A 21,375-nucleotide genomic window follows, 5' to 3' on the forward strand; every position below is an offset into this window, starting at 1 on the left:
AGCGGGTCGCCCGCTCAGTTTTTGTGTGCGCGCTTGGCGGTTGCCGTCTTTGTTGCCGGCCGGGTCGCCGGTTTCGTGATCCGCCTGCTGTCCCGCGTCGCAACTGATTGGGATGGCGGGGTCGCCACTTGCGTAGCGACCCGTTTAGCCACCTCCTTCGCCTTCGTGACGGTGCGGCCGTCCGCCGCGCGCTTTTCCACCGCCGCGTGAGCCGTGACCTTGCTCGAGCGTGTAGGACCCGCCGGCATATCGAACTTCGGCGGCTTGCGCTTGCCGGTCAGTTCCGCCCAGCGCTTTTCCAACGCGCCTTCGGCCATCGGCTTGATCACGGTCCCCGAACTCTGCGCGTCCCACGTCTGCACGGAAAAAGGATGTGCGCGCAACATCTCGCGGGGAATCACCACACCTTCGTGTGCATCGACCACCCAGTCGTACACGAAGTCGATGCACAAACGGTAGCCTCGCTTCGTCGCCGGATCGGGGACCTCGTATGGCGCACGCGTCACATAGCCGGAGCCGAAGATGCCCTTCGGTTCCTGCGCGACCCGATGCAGGAAGACGCGGTCACCCGGCAGGATGCTGCGCGCAAATCCGCAGCCCCATACGTCGGCTACCGCGACGCCCGCGGCCACGCGTTTGGCGAGGTCGGGCAACTCGGGCCACGGCCATTTCTTGGGGCTCCAGATCAACAGGAATGCGGTCATCGCATGGTCGGTACAGGATGGCGGGGAAGGGCGCTGCGCACAGCTTCGCGCGTCGCCCGAGGCGTTCAGGCGGCAGCTTAACCGATTGGCGGCGTGCTTGCCGCATGTCGCCGATGCATCATTCGCGTCTTCGCGATCATGGCCTCGATCATGTCCGAAGCCCGGCTGCCGTGTTAACCGTCGCGTACAATTGAGGCCGTCAAGTTGCTGTTTTCCCCGTTTCACCTGTTCCGCTGCCGACAACGGTGCGGCGCTTCATCTGGATTCCCATGTCTCACGTCACCAGAAGCCGGCCCGATGGCCGGCTGATTCTGTTGCTCGGTGCGCTTGCCGCATGCGGGCCGATTTCGATCGATATGTACCTGCCGAGCCTGCCGACCATCGCGCAGGCGTTCGCCATCAGCACTGGCGCCGCGCAGACGACGCTCACCAGCTTCATGTTCGGCTTTTCGATCGGCATGCTGTTGTATGGTCCGCTGTCCGATACCTATGGCCGCCGGCCGGTGTTGCTCGGCGGCATCGTGATGTATGCGCTGGCCAGCGTGGCCTGTGCGATGTCGTTCTCGATCGGCTCGCTGGTGACGTTCCGTTTCGTGCAGGCGCTGGGCGCGGGCGCGGCTTCCGTGCTGGCGCGCGCCATTGCCCGCGATGCACACGGCCCGACCGATGCCGCTCGCGTGCTGTCGATGCTCGCCATCGTCACGTCGATCGGGCCATTGCTCGCGCCGCTGCTCGGCGGGCAGTTGCTGCTGATCGGCGGCTGGCGTGTCGTCTTTATCGTGCTGACGCTATTCGGCACGGTGTGCGCGGTGACCGCGTTTCTCAAGGTGCCGGAAACGTGGCCGCGTGAGAAGCGTGCGCATTCGGCGTTGCTGAAGTCGTTCGGCGCGTACGGCAAGTTGCTGCGCGATCCGGTTGCGTGGGGGCACATGCTGTGCGGCGGCATGGCGTTCGCGTCGATGTTTGCGTATATCACCGCGACGCCGTTTGTCTACATCGAGTATTTCCATGTGTCGGCGCAGCATTACGGCTTCCTGTTCGCGCTAAATATCGTCGGCATCATGTTTGGCAACTTCATGAATACGCGGCTTGTCGGCCGGCTCGGCTCGCTGCCGATCATTAGTTTTGCTGCAACCGTAAGCTGCATTGCCTCGCTGTTTGTTTGTCTCGTCTCGTTGACCGGTTGGGGCGGTCTGTGGTCGATCGTGTTCGGACTGTTCTTCGTGGTCGGCGTCGTCGGACTTCTGTCCGCGAACTGCACGACCGATCTGATGCATCGCTATCCGATGAATGCCGGCGCCGCGGCCGCCGTGTTCGGCGCCGTGCAGTTGGCGCTCGGCGCGTTGTCGAGCCTCGCGGTTGGAATCTGGCAGGACGGTTCGCCCAAGGGCATGGGCGTAACGGTAGGCGTGGCGGGCTTGCTGTGTTATCTCGGCCGGATTCTGGTTGTCAGGTGGCATGGGATCAAGGCGCCTGTCGCTGCCGTTTGAGGACGGGCGAGGCGCGAGCCGCGCGGCGTCTACGGAAAACACCAGGTGTTGCGCGCGCGCGACCGTGTGTCTCAATTTGCATTGCTATGATGGAGCCACTGTTCCTCGGAGCGGCATTCATGGCGATCAGAGATTTGATGAACGGCGAACGGCAACAAGCTGCATTCGCTGAAGCGCAGAAGCTGGCGGACAGCGGCGCCTATCACGATTACACAGACATCGAATACGTCTTGCGCTTTGATTATGGTTTGTCTGATGTATCGACACTGCTCGACAGTCAATTGATGCATCGCGACCTGAACCACCGTTGTGCGGATGCGCGCGAGAAGCTGGAGATGCTTAGCGTGTGATGCGTGCGGCTTATTTGTATAAGCGTGTTTATTATGCGAGGCGCTGTGCCTGAAGTGGGCAGCGCTAGTGCGTTGCATGATTCCTCGCGTGATCACTTCATCGCTTTTGCGAAACGGGATGCGGTCGTGCGGATGAGTCGTACGCAGTGTCGTGTGCCGCCGTCACACCTGGAGTGATATTCATGGCTGGTAGCCTGCACGACCCGCATCTGCCGCATACAGACAATCCCGCTACGCTTTCGCAGCCGGGCGGTCATTACAGTCACGTCGCGGTCGCAAATGGTTTCGTGTTCGTCTCGGGACAATTGCCGATCACCGCGCAAGGCGACAAGCTATCCGAGGCCTCGTTCGAGGATCAGGCCGAACAGGTGTTGGCCAATGTGCAGGCCGCGCTCGAAAGCGTCGGCAGCAGCGTCGCGCAACTGGTGCAGGTGCGCGTCTACATCGTCGATGTCGAGAACTGGATGAGCTTCAATCAGATCTACGCGCGTTGGGCCGGTGAAGCGCGTCCGGCGAGAGCCGTCGTGCCGGTTCCTCAACTGCATTACGGTTTCAAGATCGGGGTCGAGGCGACCGCGCTGGTTTAGCTAGCGGCGTTGGCGTCTCGAGTTTTGGCGCGCGTTCGGGGCAGTGGGATAACGGCGTTCAACGGGTCGCGTCAATGCTTAAGCTCGGTGAACCACGAGTCCATTGAACTGGCATTGCTCACACCGGCCGCGATATTCACGCCGACATTGCCGCTCATGTTCGTCATCGCGCACGCGCCGATCGACGCAGTCGATGCGCCGAGCTTCGCGCTGGCTCAGAAACCGACGCCTACTCCAACACCAACGCCGCCGCCAACGCTGCCACCACCAACGCCGACGCCAATATTAGTGCGCGGCGCGTGATAGCCGGGGCCATAGTCGTACGCAGGTACTGGCCCATAACCGTAGCCGTCCTGGTATGGCGCGGCCACCACACAGCCCGCGAGACCGGCCCCTAAGGCCAATATGCCGAATAGTCTGATCATGATCTTTTCCCCCTTCATGAACTGGACAGCAATATCCGGTCCCCAAGGCGTCACGAATCGGGACTAGGCCCACGATAGGACGCCAGCGGTACCAAAACCGGAACTGTCGCGAATTCGAGACCGTCTTGCAGGGCGTGTAACGCACGGCAACGCAGCCCAATGCGATGCAACGAGGATGCTTGGAGCATCCGGGAAGGATGCATCTAGAAGTGCTTGGCATCTGCCTAGCAAGTGCACACGGATGAATACACCCAAGGCGACACCCAAGGCGGGCATTGGTGCAAGCTGTCGCCTAAAATTTAAGCGTGGCCATGACTTTGATGGAGGCTGCCATGAGCGACTCAATGTTGGCGATTTTGATAGGGACGATCGTGGTTGTGTTTGGCGCAGGGATCTGGGTCGTTTCGGAGAACGAGGAGCGACTATCCCGCTGGTTCCGGGAACATCATCTGCGGGATTTGGTGCGCCACAAGTCCTAATGTACTCATCCAAGGACATTCGCATGGTGGCGGGTTGTTTGGCGGGTAGAAACGAAAAACGGGCCGAAAGGCCCGTATTCATTGATGTTCTGGCGGACGCGGTGTCCGCCTATTGCCCTTTATTTGCTGGGGTTGCGTGGATTTTTGTTGCAAAAGTACCCGAAAAAGTACCCGAATTCTGAGAGTATTTCGTCAGATGAGGCTTTGGCGAGGTCGATCGAGCCCAATCGCCTTGTTTTGCGCCAGACACCGATATATCACGGGCCTCTCAGTCGAAATATTGAAAAACTACTCGACTGGAACGTGGCGTCTCGTCAAGCGTCCTCGGCTCTTCGCGGCGATATCAACTCCCATGCAAAAAACCGTGGAGACATGGAGACAGGTGTAATTTTTTCCCGAAACCCTTATTCGGTAAGGCTTTGGCTGTCTCCGAGTGTGTCTCCAACACACATATTTTCTTGGAGACACTTTGGAGACAGATGCCAGTCAACCACTGCGCGTCGCCAGCACTGAGACTTGCCTACGAGGACGGCTAGCTCTGCTCTTCGCTCAAATGCCGCTGCTCTGGAACGTTGCGCGCAAAAGACTCCCGCGCCGCCCATCTTCCGTCGCCAAATTGGATCGGGCCACAAGGCCTGGAAAAGTGACTTTGAAAGCACCGACAGGGCAGTTGATTGGGTCGTACCCGGGCGCCGCGATCTTCGCAAACCGGCCACGAAGGGACGTTGGTGATATCGTCGCAACTGGCTGAAATACATCCGGCAACGGTCACCGGCGCGCGTTGAATTTGTCGCGACATTGGCCGACGATCGGCGCGTTCCGAACTGGCATAACTCCAGCAATTCCGCGATGGGAGTTCCGGATTGATTGCTTCGGCTCCTCGCAAACTTCTCGCCCGCAATTGCGTGGCATGTTACCGCAGTTGGGGATTGAGGGGATCAACGAGCGAAAAGGCGCAGAGTCCAATGGGATGGTCGCCTCGCTCAGCTAATGACGCTGTCGACGCCGGTGGTAGAAAGCTTGAATTGTCTGAACCTGCTCGCGGATTCACGTTGGTGAAACCGCTGATTGATCACGCAGCTCGCATGCTCGAGTGCAACGGCTTTGAATGAGCTCATCGCAGGTGGGTAACGAGAAAGAGATCGCATTGCAAAGCTTGCGGTGCAGTCTCTCGTTCCCACGATGCCGCGGCCACGTCACATTTCGGTCACGCTGTTGCCGCGGCTTTCGCATTTTCCCATTCAGCCGTTACGAATTGATGTGAATCGACACCGTTCCGTTCGAATAGACTGCCGACGCATTGACGCCATCCACGGTCACAGTCGAAAACTGCTGATTGCCGACGCCACCCGTGATCAGCTGAATCGTGTCGCCAGCTTTCGGCGCAAAGCCGTTCGCGAACTTCACGTGCAGCGTGCTGCCGGCCAGCGTCAGCTGGCCGCCAACATTCAATTGCCCGCCGCCTGAACCGTCGACCTCCATCGCGAGCGTCGCCCCGGGCAGTACGGTGAATTTGCCGCCGACCTTGACCGGCGAGCTCGCGCTCATGATCGCCGTGCCCGCGCCGACGAATACGTCGCCCGTGCCGAACGCCGTCGCCGAATCCGCTTGCAACGTGGCGCCCGTTATCTGCGTGCCGCCCGAGTAGCTGTTGTTGCCGGTGAGTTGCAGCGCGCCCGTGCCGCTCAGCGTCAGCTTGCCGCTGCCCGAAATGTCGTTGCGCCACATGTCGTTGGCACTGAAACCTCCTTGCGTCGCATCCATCGAAACGACGACACTGCCGTTGAACTGGCCGTAGCCGTTGAAGGCCGCGAACGTGTCGATGCGTCCATAGCCTTCGGCGTCGTCCATCACTGGGAAGCCGGAAGGAAACTCGGTCGTCTTGATCACGACCCGGCGCTGGTCTGCGCTCAGATACGGAAAGCGCGTTTCGAGCAGCACTTCGGCACCTTTAGGAACGGTGGGTGGCGCATTGGTCGATTCGATCTGCGTGAAGCCGAACGTCATGCGCCTGATGTCGTTTGCCTTGTTGGTCGCGAAGTCCGCAAATCGATCGGTGGCAAGCGTGCCCGAATGCGCGAGTGCGAAGAACGCGGCGGGCTTGGTGTTCGTCGCGGCTTCGAGCGCGGTATGCGCCTGCTGGAATGCCTCGGTCTTCAGCGTCGCATTCGCCGGATTGTTCAGGTTCGCCACCGTCGCCGCGATCGCGAACATGCGTCCGGCCATCACGTCGAGCGGCGAGTGCATGCCGGCAAGAATGCGGTTCTCGCCGAGTTCGAGACCGCGCGAGATCATCTCCGTGCCGCGCTCGGGCAAACAGTAGGCCATCGTCAGCGCATCGCGCATCGCTTCGGCTTCATGGCCGCTGATATAGCCGCCGTCCGTCGTCGGGTCCGCGCTCTCGGCCGGCACGAGCGTTGGATCGACGATCACGTTCGAGCTCCAGCGGTACGGTCGCGCGTACTTGTAGAAGCGCTTGCCCGGTTCCGTCGACGCGTTGTTGCCCATTGCGGAGAGCAGATCCACGACGTGCCCGAATGTCGGATTCGCGGTGCCGCCCACGCCGATATTGTTCCCCGTGTCGTTAAAGAGCACGGTCGTCGCATTCGCGGGAATGCTCGTGATCGTCGTCGTTTGCTGGGCCGCGGCGCGCCATGCATCGGTGAGCGGCCCCATGCCGTCGGTCACGCTAAAGCCCTTGCCGCGGCGGTCGTCGAAATAGGCGGCATCGGCCTGAGCTTGCGTGCGATTCGTGGTTTCACCAATCGCGAACTGGATGTTGGCGTTGTGCACGGCCGCGTTGAGCACCGTGCCGCCTGGGGTCCCGTCGTTCGGCAAACCCGTCCACGTCGATGGGACGATCGCCGGAAACGAACCGACCGCCGGAGCGGATACGCCCGCATCGACAATTTCGGTCAATGGCGACCAGATGTCGAGGAACCGCGACACGAGGCGCACACCCGCATTCGTGTTCAACGCTGCGAAGCGTGCGTCGCCGCGCTGATTCGTCGCGATGTTGTCGACGAATGCAGGGACGTCGGGAATGGGCGCGTTATCGACAAAGGTCGGATCCGGCGGTGGCGGTGGCGGCGGCGCCGAAGCATTGGTGGCGCTGTGATTGCCGTCGCTTCCGCCGCCGCACGCGGCAACCAGCAGCACGCTCAAGATGAGCGTTGCGTGCAGCTTCAAACATTTCCTGTGTGAGCGCATGCGCTTCAAACCCCCGGTCTATTCGATGCATTAGAAGAACCGGGAGTCTATTCACCGCGCGTGACCGCCACATTACCAATTGCGTATGGATGACGCCAACCTTACGATCGGCCAGCTCGCCCGCGCCACGGGCACGAAGGTCGAGACCTTCCGGTTCTACGAAGAGACCGGGTTGCTGCCCGCGCCGGCAAGGACGGAAGCCAATTACCGCGCATATTCGGAAGCACACCTGAGGCCTCTGAGCTTCATTCGCCGTGCACGTGATCTGGGTTTTTCGCTCGAACAGGTGCGCGAACTGCTGCAGCTCGCGGATGACCGCGGCCGAATTGATGCGATCGCATCCGCGCACCGTGCCGAAATCGAACGCAAGATTTGCGATCTGAAGGCGCTAAAGGCAGAACTCGATAGTCTGATCGACCAGTGCAGCTGCGGGGCAGTGGCGGAGTGCCGCATCATTGACGCGTTGTCACCGATACCGTGATAACAGGCAGGCACGATCGGCGCCGCGAGACGTTGGCCCTTCATTTTCTCGCGTGCGTCTCCTTTGAGATGGCGGACATTCGAATCGCTCGGGCCTAATGTCTCTGAAGGGTCGGACTGCGCCTCCTGCGTTCGACAGAAGCCAGCCACGTGCCGGAACGAATTCTTCATCAACGTTATTGTCAAAGTAACGTTGCTGGACTTTCACACCATCATGAAGCCCTTATGCTTCGCAGCAGCCCTCATCGTGCTCACCACCGGCTGCGCCTGGAGATGGTCGCCCCCGAACAATCAGACCGCCCAGCCGTCCGACACGGACACGTACATTCTGCACACTGCCGACGGTGCGACGCCCGGTTACTCCGCGTCAAAGCCCCCGAGGCTCAGCGTCGGTGTCAGCTATCCCGACACGCAATTGATTCTGCCCTGGTTCCTCAATGACATCATCAACTTGATTAACTATCGCTAGTCTGACAGCGACTTGCCGCGGTGGGACTGGGAGCGGCTCCTAACCATCCTGTCTGGGGCTGGCAGCGCCGAACGGAGAATGTGCCAGTGCGACCCGGCTACGGAGGTTCGACGAAGCGGTGCGATCGGCGGTCGCTTGCAGTGGCCGGACTTCCGGATTCGGCCAGAACCGGTCGTCCGCCAATACTGGCTGGATCATCGACAATCCCTGCCTTTTAGGTGGCTCGGGGCGAGCAGGTCCTCCGGTAGACTACGTTCGTGCCAAAACTCGCCGTCACAACATGGACACTCAGCTTTGGATCATTTGCACCCTGACATTCGTCATTCATGTCATCGCGACACTGGCTTACGCCGTGCGAATCGCAGGTGTACGCACACGACGTATCGCCGTGTCGTTTTCTCTTTTTGGGATCATCGCCCTCGTTTCACGCACGGCAAATTCGTTTCAGGGGCCATTCATAGCGAAGCGGGTCGAGCTTGATATTGCGCGGCACACCGAGAGTGGTTTGCTCGGTGACTTTCGCCTTTTCCTGCTAACCGCCACTGTGGCGAGCATCGTCGGGGCGTTTCTGATCCCGACGTTCCAACGTTACTTCAGCCAAGCGGTCGATCACTTTCAGGCCAACCGCTCCGTTCCTCGTCTGCTGCTGCATATCTTCAGTCGCGGCGGCGTCAACTACATCCGCGATGGAGCGCGGTTTCCGTCGCGCCAGAACGTCACCCAACTGACGACTGGCGCCGGCGTTTCCTGGAAAGTTATAGGGCTGAACGTTTTTGCGATGGCGATATGGACGGTCGGCGTTTTTGCGTCGCTTTACGCTGGTTACCTAAAGCCGGATTTGCGCGTTACATGTGCGAATCTGTCGTCGGTTATCAACGGCTTCGCGACGGTGGTATTGGCGGTCGTCATCGACCCGCAGGTGTCGGTGATGACCGACGACGTTATCGAAGGTCGAGTTTCGGAAAACAACTTCAGGCGGGCTATTACAACTCTCGCGGGCGCGCGTGTCTTAGGAACGTTGTGCGCACAGGTGGCGCTCGTGCCAGCAGCCTTTATTATCGTTCGCATCGCCGAGCTAATCTAGTGCGCCAGCGGCGTTGCCCACCTCAGATCGGCCGCTAGTGCTCGAGGCCATGAGACACAGATCGGCCAGAACCAGCCACCGAAACTTAATCTACGACCGTCCGTTTCCGATTCAGCTTAAGACGGCCGCTGAGGCTTACCTATCTTGCGTAGCAATCGAAACCGCTGATTAAACAGCTCGACGCTGGCGGGAACACTTTGGTGTTTGCATATGCAGGTAACCGACGCTGCCATCGCTTCGCTCTGGAGACTCGCTATACGCGGTCCCGTACAATGAGTCGTTTCGAATCCCGCGACAGATCGCACTTTGCTCCAGCCTCCAGCGCCATGAATCACGATATTGAACACGCTCTCGCCGCCGCGCAGGAGAACCTCATGGCCGGTCGGCTCGACGATGCCGCAGGTCTGCTGCTCGGCATTCTGGCGAGCGTCCCCGACCACGGCGAAGCTCTTGCAGGTCTCGGTTATATCGCCGCCAACCAGGGCGATCATGCATGCGCAGCGGAGTACCTGATGCAGGCATCGGCGCACATGTCAATGTCTATGGATCAACTGAACTTCGCCGCGCAGGTGTGTCAGTTGGCGCAGCGTCACGATGCTGCGATAGCGCTGTTCGAGCGCTGCCTGACCCAGTTTCCGAACCATGCCGCCTCGTTGTACGGTGTCGCAATGTCGCTGATACAGCTTGGCGAATCGCAGCGGGCGCTTGAGCTGTTGGTGCATCTGTGCAAGATCCAGCCACAATCAGCCGAAGCGCATTACAACCGTGGAACGCTGCTCGGTACGATGGCACGCTATGAGGACGAACTGGATGCCTACCGGCAGGCGATCACGCTCAAGCCGCGTTTCGTACGCGCATACGTTAATCTCGGGGTCGCGTTGCGAGATCTCCGGCGCTTTGATGAGGCATTGCTTCAATTCAAGAAGGCGCTTTCGATCGATCCGAACGACGCCGGCGCGCGCACCAATCGAGCTCAGACGAATTTGCTGCTCGGCGAATTCGAACACGGCTGGCGCGAATACGAATGGCGTTGGCGCGATGGCACCTGCAGCCACGGTTTTTCGCAGAACACCCTATGGACTGGCACCCAACCGATAGACGGCAGGACAGTGCTCGTTCATCATGAGCAGGGGTTCGGCGACACGCTGCAATTCGTGCGTTTTGTGGATCGGCTCAGTGCAGCTGGCGCTCACGTCGTGTTGCGTGTTCAGGATGCCCTGTTGCCGCTCCTCCAAAATTATCGGGGTGCGGCCGAAGTCATCGGTGAGACAGGGCAAGTGCCACATTTCGACTATCACATTCCAACCCTGAGTCTGCCGTTTGCGCTCAAGGTTCGTGCACCCGATCTCGCGCTATCCGGTGCATATGTGCAGGCAGACGGTGCGCTTGTCCCTCAATGGGACGATTTTTTTACAGGCTCCATTCGACGGCCGAGCATTGGGATCGTGTGGTCGGGAAGCCGTACGCATCTGAATGATCACAATCGGTCCATTTCGCTTGAGCAACTGAAGCCGGTGTTCGATGCGGACGCGGATTTCTTCGCGTTGCAACCGGATGTACGCGACAGTGATCGCGCGTGCCTCGCGGAACTTGAGCAGCGCGGGGTGCTGCGCGATGTTTCCGGGCGGCTCACCACGTTCGCTGAGACTGCTGCGCTGATCGCTCGCCTCGACCTCGTCGTCAGCGTCGACACAGCTGTGGCGCATTTGGCGGGGGCGCTTGGGAAACCCGTATGGATTGCTCTGCCGTTCATGCCGGACTGGAGATGGCAACTCGACCGAAGCGATAGTCCGTGGTACCCAAAGGCGCGGTTGTTTCGACAAACGACGCGAGGCGATTGGACTGGCGTAGTTGCAGCGCTTCGCGCAGAGATCGACGCATTGCGGGGCGCCTGAAAGGCGAGCCGCCCGACAGAGAGCGCCCCATCCACTGCTCGCCGCAGGTTCGGGTCGCAAATTTGGTCGCGCCTGTTCCGTCGTGCCGCTTGCCCGCTTTGAGCGACTAAGGCGCGTCGGATTGCCGGGTCCAGACAACGGGGAATACTTGCCGTCGATCGAGTGTCCAATTTCAAGCCCTCTTACGGACATTCGTCACGGTGATTCGACAGGCGGTTGCGGGTCGGTAGACCCGCAGTTCGCGGAAGAATGGGCCGATCTCGGCGTAGGGAAGCGCGGCGTGGTGGCCGTCTTTCTGTACCTTCGACGGCGAGGCCAGCAACTGATCCAAGTGACCGTTCCAGCGAGCTGGATTCTCGCCGGTACGCAGGCCGCTCACCTTGGCCCAGTCCATGATGTTCTCAATCCGGCCGCGCAGGCGCGATGCGGTCTCATTCTTCGTGAGCCAGATCGGTTGCAGGACTCGCATGACCAGGTCAGTGTCAACGTCGGCCGGCCGAAGTGTGCCAATGAACGGATACGCATACGTCGCAAGCGTGTTCTCCCACTGCTGGGTGTGCTTTGGATTTGCCCACTCGGCTCGACGGGCTTTAATGTATGCCTCTGCGCATTGTTTGAATGTCAGGGATCGGGCCGCTTCGACCTCGCGACGAACCTTCTCCTGCTTTCGTAGCGTGGCAGGATCGTCGCCACGCGAAACAGCCGCGCGGTGTTCATTGCGAGCCCCACGCGCTTGCTCTAGTGTGACGCGCGGATACGGGCCGATCTGAACCAGTCCTTCCCGACCGTCAGGCTTCGTGTATCGAAACTGCCAGTACTTCAATCCGGTGGGCTTGACTTGCAAAGCAAGGCCGCCACCGTCGTTGAGACGATACGTGCTGGCACGTGGCTTAGCTGAGCGGCATTGCAAATCGCGTAGAAGGCTCTCAGGCATCGTCGTCAAACCCGCGTCAAAAAGTACCCGAAAAAGTACCCGGGAAATTGCGGAATTTTACGACTTTTCTTGGATGCTTGTGGAGGTATCGAATCGCCGCAAAGCCTTATACGTCTTGGCTTTGCGGGACTTTCCGGAAACTTCTGAATGTTAATCCTGGCGGAGGCGGTGAGATTCGAACTCACGGAAAGATTGCTCCTTCGCCGGTTTTCAAGACCGGTGCCTTAAACCACTCGGCCACACCTCCAAGCCATAAATTGTAACCTGAAAAAACCTCGCTGCGGCACCCGGTCGATCCGCAATCACTGCGGATCTTTCAGAAACAGCTCTTGCAAATCGTTCAGGAACGCCTGGCCGAGCGGCGTCGGTGCAATCTTTTCGTGGTCGCGCGTGATCAGCTTGCGCCGTTCGGCTTCCTGCAAGGCCGGTTCGATCGACGTCATCGACATCCCCGTCCGCTCGATAAACCGATGCACCGGAAACCCTTCCACCAGCCGCAGCGCGTTCAGCATGAACTCGAACGGCAGATCGCGCGGCCCGACTTCGTGCTCTTCCTGCACCGCCGTGCCGGCCTTCGCCTGCTCGATGAAGGTGGTCGGATGCTTGTAGCGCGCCTGCCGCAGCACGCGATTCGGAAACGACAGCTTCGTATGCGCGCCCGCGCCGATGCCGAGATAGTCGCCGAAGCGCCAGTAGTTCAGATTGTGCTTGCTCTGCCGATGCGGCTGCGCATACGCCGACACCTCATAGCGCTCGTAACCGGCAGCGGAGGTGCGCTCGTGAATCCAGTCCTGCATGTCGGCGGATGCATCGTCGTCGGGCAGGGCGGGCGGAAACTTCGCGAACAGCGTGTTCGGTTCGAGCGTCAGGTGATACAGCGACAAATGAGGCGGCGCGAACGACAACGCAGTCTCGACATCGGCCTGGCATTCGGCGAGCGTCTGCCCCGGCAGCGCGAACATCAGGTCGAGATTGAAGTTATCAAACGTGGTCGCAGCCACATCGACGGCATGGCGCGCTTGCGCCGAGTCGTGAATGCGGCCGAGCGCCTTCAGATGAGCCTCGTTAAAACTCTGGATGCCCACCGAGAGCCGGTTCACGCCGCTCGCGCGAAACTGCGCGAACTTGGCGGCTTCGAAGGTGCCGGGATTGGCTTCGAGCGTGATCTCCGCGTCGGCGTCGAGCGGTAGCAGCGCGCGCACATCGGACAGCATGCGGTCGAGCCCGGCCGCCGAAAGGAGGCTGGGCGTGCCGCCGCCGATGAACACCGTATGCACCTGGCGGCCCCAGACCAGCGGCAGCGCCATCTCGAGATCGGCGCGCAACGCGTCGAGATATTCGTTCTCGGGGAACGTGTCGCCTTTCCACTCGTGCGAGTTGAAATCGCAATACGGACACTTGCGCACGCACCACGGAAAATGCACGTACAACGCCAGCGGCGGTAGCGACGTCAGCCGGATGCTGCCCGGCGACGTGAAGGCCTTGATGACGCCGTTGCCGATATCGGCGGGCGCCGGTTTGATCGGAATCACGCTTCCTCCGTCAGACGCGCGAGCAGTTGCCGCAACGCAATCGCGCGATGGCTGCTGGCGTTCTTCACCGCCGGTTCGAGTTCGGCGGCGCTCGCATTCAGCGACGGCAGGAAGAAGTACGGGTCGTAGCCGAATCCATGTGCGCCGCGCGGTGCGTCCAGCATTTCGCCATGCCAGCGGCCTTCGGCGATCAGCGGCTCGGGATCGTCCGCGTGACGCACCAAAGCCAGCACGCAGAAATAGTAGGCGCGGCGATCGGTCTCGCCTTGCAACGCCGAGACGAGGCGCGCGTTATTCGCCGCGTCGCTCTTTTCGCCGCCGGCAAGTTGCGCGTACCGCGCCGAATAGACGCCCGGCGCGCCGCGCAGCGCGCGCACACAAAGGCCCGAGTCGTCGGCGAGCGCGGGCAGGCCGGTCAGTTTCGACGCATGGCGCGCCTTGGTCAGCGCGTTCTCGACGAAGGTCGGATGCGGCTCTTCGGCTTCCGGCACGTTCAACTCGCCTTGCGGAATCAGTTCGATGCCGGCCGCGCCGAGCAACGCCGCGAACTCGCGCAGCTTGCCGGCGTTGTTCGACGCCAGCACGACTCTCGTCAACGGCGAAGCGGACACGGCCGCGCCATTGTTTTGACTCACTTCATTCACCCTTTTTGCTCCAGCGCTGCTTTCTGCTTCGCGATCAGCGTATTGATGCCGTCGCTGGCCAGATCCAGCAGCGCGTTCATTTCGTCGCGCGAGAAGGCCACACCTTCAGCGGTGCCCTGAATTTCAACGAACCCGCCCGCGCCCGTCATCACGACGTTCATATCGGTGTCGCATTGCGAGTCTTCGTCGTAGTCGAGATCCAGCACCGGCAGGCCGTCGTACACGCCCACCGAAATCGCCGCGACATAATCAGCAATCGGCGAGCTTTCGATGCGGCCCGTGGCCAGCAGTTTGGCCACCGCATCGTGTGCCGCCACGAACGCGCCGGTGATGCTGGCCGTGCGCGTGCCGCCGTCGGCCTGGATCACGTCGCAATCGATATGCAGCGTGCGCGCGCCGAGCTTCTCCAGATCGAACACCGAGCGCAGCGCGCGGCCGATCAGCCGCTGGATTTCCTGGGTGCGGCCGGTCTGTTTGCCGCGTGCGGCTTCGCGGTCGCTGCGCGTGTGCGTGGCGCGCGGCAACATGCCGTATTCGGCGGTGAGCCAGCCCTGGCCTCGGTCGCGCAGAAACGACGGCACGCTCTCGGCAATGCTCGCGGTGCAGATCACTTTCGTATCGCCGAATTCGACCAGCACCGAGCCCTCCGCGTGCTTCGTGTAGTGGCGCGTGATGCGCACGTCGCGCAGCTGATTGGCCTTGCGGCCGCTGGGGCGTTGGGTGTCGTTGGTCATGTTGGGATCGGTCAGGAAGAAAAGCAGGAGGGAAAGCGCGATTTTACAGCCGATCGGCCGGGGCGGCTGCCCGCATGTGCGTTGGCTCTTCAAGGGGCGCCATCGCGGGGCGGCCTTTCCGCCAAAAATGGGATAATGCCGTTTCCCCGCCCCGCGTCTCGTACACGCCGGGCGATTCGACTCTCAGGCCATCGTCGAGCGCATGGCCACAATCGCGAGAAATACGATGATCTACAGCATGACTGGCTATGCGAGCGCCACGCGCGAACTCGTCGCGGCCTCGGGCACAGGTGGCGTGAGCGTATCGGTCGAACTGCGCACCGTGAACTCGCGCTTTCTCGATCTGAACTTCCGCATGCCGGAAGACGTGCGCGTGTGCGAACCCACGTTGCGCGAGATGCTGATGAACAAGCTGTCGCGCGGCAAGGTCGATATCCGCATCAACCTGCAACGCAGCGAACAGTCCGCCAACGCGGGTTCGATCAACCACGACGCGCTCACGCAACTCGCGCTGCTCGAACGCACCGTGCTCTCGACGTTTCCGGAAGCAGAGCGGCTGCGCACGGGCGAGATTCTGCGCTGGCCGGGCATTCTGGCCGAAAGCGGCGTAGCGCCTGAAGTGCTACGCGACGCCGTGCTCGCCTGCGGCAAGCAGGCCATCACGGACCTGATCGACGTGCGCGCCCGCGAAGGCGCGCAACTGGCGACCATGCTGATCGCCAACGTCACCGAAATGGAAACGATCGTCACGAAGATCACGCCGCTCGTGCCGGAACTGATCGCCAAGCATCAACAGAAGATTGTCGAACGCTTGCAGGAAGCGCTCGGCATCGCCGCGCCGGATACCGCCGCGACGATCGTCTCGCGTGAAGAGATCAACGAGCGGATTCGCCAGGAAGTGACGATGTACGGCATTCGTATCGATATCGCCGAAGAATTGTCGCGTCTCACGGCTCACCTGAACGAAACGCGTCACGTGATCCAGAAGGGCGGCAAGGTCGGCAAGCGCCTCGACTTCATGATGCAGGAGCTCAACCGCGAAGCGAACACGCTCGGTTCGAAGGCCGCCGCGAAGGAACTGGCGGATTCGTCGATGACCCTGAAGCTGCTCATCGAACAGATGCGCGAGCAAGTACAGAATCTGGAATAAGGCTGGAGCGCCACCGACATGACCGATCATCACCACACACGCGAAACGCCGCGCAATCCGTACGCCGGTGCTTACCCCGGCAACCTGTTCATGGTCGTCGCGCCTTCGGGCGCGGGCAAGTCGACGCTCGTGAACGCGCTGCTCGCCGGCGACGACGCGATCCGCCTGTCGATCTCGTACACGACGCGTCCGCCGCGTCCGAAGGAGCAGGACGGCGAGCACTACCACTTCACCACCGTCGACGATTTCATGAAGCGTCACGATGCCGGCGAGTTTCTGGAAAGCGCGGAAGTGCACGGCAACTACTACGGCACCTCGCGCGTGTGGATCGAGGACCAGATGAAAAGCGGCCATGACGTGCTGCTCGAAATCGACTGGCAGGGTGCGCAGCAGGTGAAAAAGCAGTTTCACAACGCGGTGGAAATTTTCATTTTGCCGCCGTCGCTGGAAGCGCTCGAAGAGCGTCTGAAGAAGCGCGGCCAGGACGAGCCGAACGTGATCACACGCCGGCTGCTCGCGGCCGGCAGCGAGATGGCGCACGCGGCGGAAGCGGAGTATGTGGTGATCAACGAGAAGTTCGAACGCGCGCTCAGCGAACTGCAATGCCTGGTGGCCGCGACGCGTTCGCGCTTCGCCTCGCAATACGCGCGCCACACGCAGCTTTTCGTGCAGCTCGGCATTCACCTGCCACACGCTTAAGCGCGGCGGTGTACCGAGCACATAAGGTAGAATAAGCAACATACTGAGAAGGAACCCAACATGGCCCGCATTACCGTCGAAGACTGCCTCAAACAGATCCCGAACCGTTTCGAACTCGCGCTTGCCGCAACCTATCGCGCGCGTCAGCTCGCTCAAGGCCACACGCCGAAGATCGAAAGCCGCGACAAGCCCACTGTCGTCGCACTGCGCGAAATCGCAGCCGGCCAGGTTGGCGTCGAAATGCTGAAGAAGGTGCCTGTTTAAGTAAGGCGCACTGCTCCGGTTTCGATTACGCGTTTGCCATACCTGTTTGCGACACGCTTTTGCAACACCTTTGCCGCACGTAAGTGCATCAACGTGCAGACCGGCGTCCAACCCTAACCGTTACGGAGGCGAACATGAGTGCTACCCCGCCCACCGCCACGGAAGTGGAACACGACGCTGACTCGCCCTCGTCTGCACGGAAGTATATCGACGCGGTCCTCGAACAGTCGTTTCGCCATTTGTTCGGGCCGACCGCCACGCCGGAGCAACCGCGCCGGCATGACGTCGTCTCCATTGCCAAACTGACGTCCGCCTTGTCCGGCTATCTGCAGCCGGAAGAGATCAAGGACATCAAGTCGGCCTTCCATTTCAGCGACGAAGCCCACCTCGGCCAGTACCGCCAGAGCGGCGAGCCGTATATCACGCATCCTGTCGCCGTCGCGGAAATCTGCGCCGGCTGGAACCTCGACGCCCAGGCGCTCATGGCGGCGCTGCTGCACGACGTGATGGAAGACCAGGGCGTGACCAAGGCCGAACTCGCCGAGCGTTTCGGCGCGAAGGTCGCGGAACTGGTCGACGGCTTGTCGAAGTTGGACAAGATGGAGTTTCGCAATCGCGAGGAAGCGCAGGCGGAAAACTTCCGCAAAATGCTGCTCGCGATGGCGCGCGACGTCCGCGTGATTCTGGTCAAGCTCGCGGACCGGCTGCACAACATGCGCACGCTGGGCGCGGTGCCGCCGGAAAAGCGCCGCCGCGTGGCGCGCGAGACGCTGGATATCTACGCGCCGATCGCTCACCGGCTCGGCCTGAACAATACTTATCGCGAGCTGCAGGACCTGAGCTTCGCGAACTTCAACCCGCATCGTTACGCCACGCTCGAAAAAGCCGTCAAGGCGGCGCGCGGCAATCGGCGCGAAGTGGTCGGCAAGATTCTCGAATCGGTGCAGCGCGCAATTGCCGACGCGAAGCTCGACGCCGAAGTCACCGGCCGCGAGAAAACCATCTTCAGTATCTACAAGAAGATGCGCGACAAGCAGTTGTCGTTCTCGCAAGTGCTCGATGTGTACGGGTTCCGCGTCGTGGTGGACAGCGCGTTGGAGTGCTATACCTGCATCGGCGCCCTGCATGCGCTGTACAAGCCCGTGCCGGGCAAGTTCAAGGATTACATCGCGATCCCGAAGGTGAACGGCTATCAGTCGCTGCACACCACGCTGGTCGGCCCGTTCGGCGCACCGATCGAGTTTCAGGTGCGCACGCGCAAGATGCACGAGATCGCCGAAGCGGGCGTGGCCGCGCACTGGCTGTACAAGAACGGCGGCGCGGACCTGAACGACGTGCAGAAGCGCGCGCATCAGTGGCTCAAGTCGCTGCTCGATATTCAGAGCGAAGCGGGCGACTCGAGCGAATTCCTCGAACACGTCAAGATCGACCTGTTCCCGGACGCGGTCTACGTGTTTACGCCCAAGTCGAAGATCATGGCGCTGCCGCGCGGCGCCACGGCGCTCGACTTCGCGTATTCGATCCACAGCGACCTGGGCAACCAGTGCGTCGCGGTGAAGATCAACAACGAACTGTTGCCGCTGCGCACCGAGTTGAAGAGCGGCGACATCGTCGAAGTCATCACTGCGCCGTATTCGAAGCCGAATCCGGCGTGGCTCGGTTTTGTCCGTACCGGCAAGGCGCGCTCGGCGATCCGCCATTATCTGAAGACGATGCGGCTGAACGAGTCCGTTCAACTCGGCGAGCGTCTGGTCGACCAGGCGTTGAAGGGTTATGGGCTGGCGCTTTCGGATGTGACGCCGGAAGCGTGGGAAAAGCTCGTGCAATGGACGGGCAACAAGAACCGTCAGGAAATTTTCGCGGACATCGGTCTCGGCCGGCGTGTCGCGGCAGTCATGGCCAAGCGCATCGAAGTGCTGATGAGCGGCCGCGACGCCGACGACGACGGCTCGCGCTCCCACTCCGATTTGCCGCATGCGCCGCCGGTCGTCATTACCGGCACCGAGGGCATGTCGGTGCAACTGTCCGCGTGCTGCCGTCCGATTCCGGGCGACGACATCATGGGCTATATCGGCATCGGCCTCGGCATGGCGATCCACACCACGGATTGCCGCGTCGCGCAACGAATCCACCGGCGCGATCCGGGCCGCTGGATCGACGTCGCCTGGGCACCGCAACCGGGGCGTCTGTTCGACGTCGCCGTGAAGGTGCTGGTCAAGAACACCAAGGGCGTGTTCGCCCGCGTGGCGGCGGATATCACCTCGGCGGATGCCAACATCGTCCACATTGCAATGGACGAAGACCTGTCGCAGGAATCCACGGTGTTGCGCTTCGTGATCCAGGTCAGCGATCGTGTCCATCTGGCCAACGTCATGCGCCGGGTGCGCACGAACCCGGACGTCATGCGCATCGCGCGCGAGCGGCCGAGCGAGGAAGGCCATCACCGTCACGACGGCGGAATGCGCATCGACCGCGAGCGAGCGGATTACTGACCTTTCGTTTGACGCCTTGGGGTGGCCTCAGGGCGCTTCATTTCCCTCTTCAAATCTGAACGCACCGGCTACGCGCGTAGTCTCATCTGAAACTCAGGGAGAATGTTCGTGAACGTATCCGACCTCAACGGCCTGGCACTCGATTACTGGGTCGCCCGCAGCCTGCACGACTTCGTGCGCGAAATCTACTTCACCGACAGCGGCGAAACCGTGGCGGTTCGCGGCAACGACCGCGGACGTCCCTGGGATGGCCGTTTTACGCCGTCTGCGTCATGGGAGGCTGCGGCGGCCGTGCTGGAGCGCGCGCAGCGGCTCGAAGTGCGTGAGCGCAGCCACCAGGGCGCGGCTCACTGCATCGCGGAATTCGAAGGCGGCCACCGAACCGTGGAAGGGCGGGGCGACTCGCTGCGGATCGCGCTGCTGCGGGCGTTCGTCGAGAGCCGTTATGGCGAAACCGTGGAGAATGTGCTGCATGAAGCACAGGCGCTGGCCGGCGATCGGGCGCAACCAATCGGTGAGCGGGAAATTGGCGGCGAGCAGGCGATGGCGGCTTCGTTCGGCGATGTGCCGAACCCGGATGGGCAAATCGGAGATATTCAGTCGGCGCCGCGATAAAGGAGCGTGTTTGGTTGCCGCCAAGGCCTTCGGGTGCAGCGGAACCCAAGCGAGGCCGGAACCGACGGACAAAAACAAAGGGCCTTCCGATCGGAAGGCCCTTTATAGGTGGTGCGGCTGGCAGGATTCGAACCCACGACCCCTTGGTTCGTAGCCAAGTACTCTATCCAACTGAGCTACAGCCGCACGCTAAACGGTGATGCTTACTGCACTGAAACTGGGGCAAAACGTAAGGGCCTCCCCAGAGGGAGGCCCTCGAATAAGTGGTGCGGCTGGCAGGATTCGAACCCACGACCCCTTGGTTCGTAGCCAAGTACTCTATCCAACTGAGCTACAGCCGCACGCAGAAACGAGATTATAGCAAAGGTTTCGAAAAAGGGAAGCATGTAACTGCGATTTGTCTCATAGTCGTGATCGTGTACCCTTGATAGGCAGTCGTTTGCTGCAGTTACCGGATCATCATGAACAAGGCCTTTGTCAAAGAGTCGAGCGAAGAGAATGACGACGATCTCGACGTCGCCCAGCCGGACGTTCCCGCTGGTACGAAAAACTACATCACGCCCGCCGGCTACCGGCGCATGCGCGATGAACTACTGCATCTGATCGACGTCGATCGGCCGGAAGTGGTCAAACTGGTGTCGTGGGCGGCCTCGAACGGCGATCGCTCCGAGAATGGCGATTACATCTATGGCAAGCGCCGGTTGCGCGAAATCGATCGGCGCATCCGTTTTCTGACCAAACGGCTGGATCTCGCTGAAGTCGTCGACAGCAGCAAGCAAGAGAATGTCGACCAGGTTTTCTTCGGCGCGGCTGTGGAGTATGCGACGGAGGACGGCGAAGAGCATATCGTGACGATCGTCGGCATCGACGAGGTCGATCTGGATATCGGCCACGTGAGCTGGATCTCGCCGATTGCGCGCGCGCTGCTCAAGGCGAAAGTCGGCGATACGGTCACGTTGTACACACCGGCCGGCCAGCAGCCGATTGACATACTCGACGTCAAATATCCGCCGCCTAATACGGGTGGTTAAGTCACGGCGGACAGGCTTCGTCTCGTTCTCGCCGATCATCTCCCGCCTTAGGCATAAAAAGGCACAAAAAAAGGCGCCGCGAACGGCGCCTTCGAGACCACGGGTGT

At 61.0% G+C, this 21,375-nt stretch carries 21 protein-coding genes, 3 tRNA genes and 1 pseudogene; 14 read left to right on the forward strand and 11 right to left on the reverse strand.

Translation table 11 applies throughout. The features are described from left to right. Positions 1 to 14: 14 nt before the first annotated feature. Entirely contained in the window at positions 15 to 704 is a 690-nt protein-coding gene (locus P0D80_RS22890) for a hypothetical protein (protein ID WP_408286862.1), read from the reverse strand. A gap of 269 nt (positions 705 to 973) precedes the next feature. Between P0D80_RS22890 and P0D80_RS22895 the strand changes: the two genes are divergently transcribed. The 3 genes from P0D80_RS22895 (at position 974) to P0D80_RS22905 (ending at position 3,131) form a co-directional block, all read left to right on the forward strand. Continuing rightward, positions 974 to 2,194, forward strand: a complete 1,221-nt coding sequence (locus P0D80_RS22895; RefSeq protein ID WP_132373438.1) for a Bcr/CflA family multidrug efflux MFS transporter — start codon at positions 974 to 976, stop codon at positions 2,192 to 2,194. Positions 2,195 to 2,313: 119 nt separating this feature from the next. Next, a complete protein-coding gene (locus tag P0D80_RS22900; RefSeq protein WP_132373439.1) occupies positions 2,314 to 2,544 on the forward strand; it encodes a hypothetical protein in 231 nt (76 codons plus the stop codon). Positions 2,545 to 2,726: 182 nt separating this feature from the next. Beyond that, positions 2,727 to 3,131: a RidA family protein gene (locus P0D80_RS22905; protein WP_408286864.1), complete on the forward strand. Its 405-nt coding sequence runs from the start codon at positions 2,727 to 2,729 to the stop codon at positions 3,129 to 3,131. 71 nt (positions 3,132 to 3,202) lie between these two features. Here P0D80_RS22905 and P0D80_RS52030 read toward each other — a convergent pair. Both P0D80_RS52030 and P0D80_RS22910 read right to left on the reverse strand, forming a co-directional pair. Next, a pseudogene (locus P0D80_RS52030) lies at positions 3,203 to 3,316 on the reverse strand (hypothetical protein); the annotation flags it as partial. Between the two features lie 30 nt (positions 3,317 to 3,346). Then, a complete protein-coding gene (locus P0D80_RS22910; protein WP_408286866.1) occupies positions 3,347 to 3,556 on the reverse strand; it encodes a hypothetical protein in 210 nt (69 codons plus the stop codon). A 241-nt stretch (positions 3,557 to 3,797) separates the two neighbouring features. Here P0D80_RS22910 and P0D80_RS22915 point away from each other — a divergent pair, with 241 nt between their 5' ends. Further along, positions 3,798 to 4,217, forward strand: a complete 420-nt coding sequence (locus P0D80_RS22915; RefSeq protein WP_408182440.1) for a hypothetical protein — start codon at positions 3,798 to 3,800, stop codon at positions 4,215 to 4,217. A gap of 1,066 nt (positions 4,218 to 5,283) precedes the next feature. On the opposite strand, the gene P0D80_RS22920 is transcribed toward P0D80_RS22915, so the two are convergent. Continuing rightward, positions 5,284 to 7,245 carry an acid phosphatase gene (locus P0D80_RS22920; protein WP_408286868.1) on the reverse strand — a complete coding sequence of 654 codons (1,962 nt, stop codon included), beginning with the start codon at positions 7,243 to 7,245 and terminating at the stop codon, positions 5,284 to 5,286. Between the two features lie 85 nt (positions 7,246 to 7,330). Here P0D80_RS22920 and P0D80_RS22925 point away from each other — a divergent pair, with 85 nt between their 5' ends. The 4 genes from P0D80_RS22925 (at position 7,331) to P0D80_RS22940 (ending at position 11,173) form a co-directional block, all read left to right on the forward strand. Continuing rightward, positions 7,331 to 7,726, forward strand: coding sequence for a MerR family transcriptional regulator (locus P0D80_RS22925; RefSeq protein ID WP_408182438.1), 396 nt, complete (start codon positions 7,331 to 7,333; stop codon positions 7,724 to 7,726). A gap of 213 nt (positions 7,727 to 7,939) precedes the next feature. Next, a complete protein-coding gene (locus tag P0D80_RS22930; RefSeq protein ID WP_408182437.1) occupies positions 7,940 to 8,194 on the forward strand; it encodes a hypothetical protein in 255 nt (84 codons plus the stop codon). Positions 8,195 to 8,474: 280 nt separating this feature from the next. Further along, the gene (locus P0D80_RS22935; RefSeq protein WP_408182435.1) at positions 8,475 to 9,278 is read left to right on the forward strand and encodes a lipid II flippase Amj family protein; all 804 of its coding nucleotides are present in this window, start codon (positions 8,475 to 8,477) and stop codon (positions 9,276 to 9,278) included. A gap of 200 nt (positions 9,279 to 9,478) precedes the next feature. Beyond that, positions 9,479 to 11,173, forward strand: a complete 1,695-nt coding sequence (locus P0D80_RS22940; protein WP_408286869.1) for a tetratricopeptide repeat protein — start codon at positions 9,479 to 9,481, stop codon at positions 11,171 to 11,173. 172 nt (positions 11,174 to 11,345) lie between these two features. On the opposite strand, the gene P0D80_RS22945 is transcribed toward P0D80_RS22940, so the two are convergent. From P0D80_RS22945 to rph, 5 genes are all read right to left on the reverse strand, one after another. Further along, the gene (locus P0D80_RS22945) at positions 11,346 to 12,107 is read right to left on the reverse strand and encodes a tyrosine-type recombinase/integrase (protein WP_408286899.1); all 762 of its coding nucleotides are present in this window, start codon (positions 12,105 to 12,107) and stop codon (positions 11,346 to 11,348) included. Positions 12,108 to 12,264: 157 nt separating this feature from the next. Then, a tRNA-Ser gene (locus tag P0D80_RS22950) sits at positions 12,265 to 12,354 on the reverse strand. Between the two features lie 55 nt (positions 12,355 to 12,409). Beyond that, on the reverse strand, positions 12,410 to 13,639 hold the full coding sequence (hemW, locus tag P0D80_RS22955) for a radical SAM family heme chaperone HemW (RefSeq protein ID WP_408182433.1): 1,230 nt from the start codon (positions 13,637 to 13,639) through the stop codon (positions 12,410 to 12,412). After that, complete coding sequence (rdgB, locus tag P0D80_RS22960; protein ID WP_408182432.1) at positions 13,636 to 14,283, reverse strand: RdgB/HAM1 family non-canonical purine NTP pyrophosphatase; 648 nt, start codon at positions 14,281 to 14,283, stop codon at positions 13,636 to 13,638. Before rdgB ends, hemW begins: the two co-directional genes overlap by 4 nt. Beyond that, the gene (gene rph, locus P0D80_RS22965) at positions 14,280 to 15,017 is read right to left on the reverse strand and encodes a ribonuclease PH (protein ID WP_408182431.1); all 738 of its coding nucleotides are present in this window, start codon (positions 15,015 to 15,017) and stop codon (positions 14,280 to 14,282) included. Before rph ends, rdgB begins: the two co-directional genes overlap by 4 nt. A 226-nt stretch (positions 15,018 to 15,243) precedes the next feature. On the opposite strand from rph, the gene P0D80_RS22970 reads away from it, so the two are divergent. From P0D80_RS22970 to P0D80_RS22990, 5 genes are all read left to right on the forward strand, one after another. Continuing rightward, positions 15,244 to 16,167 (forward strand): YicC/YloC family endoribonuclease, encoded by a 924-nt coding sequence (locus P0D80_RS22970; protein ID WP_132373445.1) that lies wholly within the window; start codon positions 15,244 to 15,246, stop codon positions 16,165 to 16,167. 18 nt (positions 16,168 to 16,185) lie between these two features. Beyond that, positions 16,186 to 16,866 carry a guanylate kinase gene (gmk, locus tag P0D80_RS22975; RefSeq protein ID WP_408182429.1) on the forward strand — a complete coding sequence of 227 codons (681 nt, stop codon included), beginning with the start codon at positions 16,186 to 16,188 and terminating at the stop codon, positions 16,864 to 16,866. 60 nt (positions 16,867 to 16,926) lie between these two features. Then, complete coding sequence (gene rpoZ, locus P0D80_RS22980; RefSeq protein ID WP_006025620.1) at positions 16,927 to 17,130, forward strand: DNA-directed RNA polymerase subunit omega; 204 nt, start codon at positions 16,927 to 16,929, stop codon at positions 17,128 to 17,130. Positions 17,131 to 17,264: 134 nt separating this feature from the next. Next, entirely contained in the window at positions 17,265 to 19,622 is a 2,358-nt protein-coding gene (locus tag P0D80_RS22985; protein WP_132373447.1) for a RelA/SpoT family protein, read from the forward strand. A 108-nt stretch (positions 19,623 to 19,730) separates the two neighbouring features. Then, on the forward strand, positions 19,731 to 20,237 hold the full coding sequence (locus tag P0D80_RS22990; RefSeq protein ID WP_408286871.1) for a phage protein NinX family protein: 507 nt from the start codon (positions 19,731 to 19,733) through the stop codon (positions 20,235 to 20,237). Between the two features lie 109 nt (positions 20,238 to 20,346). On the opposite strand, the gene P0D80_RS22995 is transcribed toward P0D80_RS22990, so the two are convergent. Together P0D80_RS22995 and P0D80_RS23000 are read right to left on the reverse strand one after the other, a co-directional pair. After that, positions 20,347 to 20,423: transfer RNA gene (locus P0D80_RS22995), tRNA-Arg, on the reverse strand. 78 nt (positions 20,424 to 20,501) lie between these two features. Continuing rightward, a tRNA-Arg gene (locus tag P0D80_RS23000) sits at positions 20,502 to 20,578 on the reverse strand. 120 nt (positions 20,579 to 20,698) lie between these two features. Here P0D80_RS23000 and greB point away from each other — a divergent pair. Next, positions 20,699 to 21,268: a transcription elongation factor GreB gene (gene greB / locus P0D80_RS23005; protein ID WP_408286873.1), complete on the forward strand. Its 570-nt coding sequence runs from the start codon at positions 20,699 to 20,701 to the stop codon at positions 21,266 to 21,268. Positions 21,269 to 21,375 lie beyond the last annotated feature (107 nt).

Source organism: Paraburkholderia sp. RL17-373-BIF-A (assembly GCF_046030175.1).
In the GTDB taxonomy this organism is placed as follows: Bacteria; Pseudomonadota; Gammaproteobacteria; order Burkholderiales; family Burkholderiaceae; genus Paraburkholderia.

Excerpts from the sequence above, each read along its gene's own strand:
- P0D80_RS22920 (WP_408286868.1), bottom strand. The coding sequence starts at position 7,245 with ATGCGCTCACACAGGAAATGTTTGAAGCTGCACGCAACGCTCATCTTG.
- rph (WP_408182431.1), bottom strand. The coding sequence starts at position 15,017 with ATGACCAACGACACCCAACGCCCCAGCGGCCGCAAGGCCAATCAGCTG.
- greB (WP_408286873.1), top strand. The coding sequence starts at position 20,699 with ATGAACAAGGCCTTTGTCAAAGAGTCGAGCGAAGAGAATGACGACGAT.
- P0D80_RS22985 (WP_132373447.1), top strand. The coding sequence starts at position 17,265 with ATGAGTGCTACCCCGCCCACCGCCACGGAAGTGGAACACGACGCTGAC.
- P0D80_RS22900 (WP_132373439.1), top strand. The coding sequence starts at position 2,314 with ATGGCGATCAGAGATTTGATGAACGGCGAACGGCAACAAGCTGCATTC.
- P0D80_RS22915 (WP_408182440.1), top strand. The coding sequence starts at position 3,798 with ATGAATACACCCAAGGCGACACCCAAGGCGGGCATTGGTGCAAGCTGT.
- P0D80_RS22930 (WP_408182437.1), top strand. The coding sequence starts at position 7,940 with ATGAAGCCCTTATGCTTCGCAGCAGCCCTCATCGTGCTCACCACCGGC.
- gmk (WP_408182429.1), top strand. The coding sequence starts at position 16,186 with ATGACCGATCATCACCACACACGCGAAACGCCGCGCAATCCGTACGCC.
- P0D80_RS22945 (WP_408286899.1), bottom strand. The coding sequence starts at position 12,107 with ATGCCTGAGAGCCTTCTACGCGATTTGCAATGCCGCTCAGCTAAGCCA.
- rpoZ (WP_006025620.1), top strand. The coding sequence starts at position 16,927 with ATGGCCCGCATTACCGTCGAAGACTGCCTCAAACAGATCCCGAACCGT.
- P0D80_RS22925 (WP_408182438.1), top strand. The coding sequence starts at position 7,331 with ATGGATGACGCCAACCTTACGATCGGCCAGCTCGCCCGCGCCACGGGC.
- P0D80_RS22910 (WP_408286866.1), bottom strand. The coding sequence starts at position 3,556 with ATGATCAGACTATTCGGCATATTGGCCTTAGGGGCCGGTCTCGCGGGC.
- P0D80_RS22895 (WP_132373438.1), top strand. The coding sequence starts at position 974 with ATGTCTCACGTCACCAGAAGCCGGCCCGATGGCCGGCTGATTCTGTTG.
- P0D80_RS22935 (WP_408182435.1), top strand. The coding sequence starts at position 8,475 with ATGGACACTCAGCTTTGGATCATTTGCACCCTGACATTCGTCATTCAT.
- P0D80_RS22905 (WP_408286864.1), top strand. The coding sequence starts at position 2,727 with ATGGCTGGTAGCCTGCACGACCCGCATCTGCCGCATACAGACAATCCC.
- P0D80_RS22890 (WP_408286862.1), bottom strand. The coding sequence starts at position 704 with ATGACCGCATTCCTGTTGATCTGGAGCCCCAAGAAATGGCCGTGGCCC.
- P0D80_RS22970 (WP_132373445.1), top strand. The coding sequence starts at position 15,244 with ATGATCTACAGCATGACTGGCTATGCGAGCGCCACGCGCGAACTCGTC.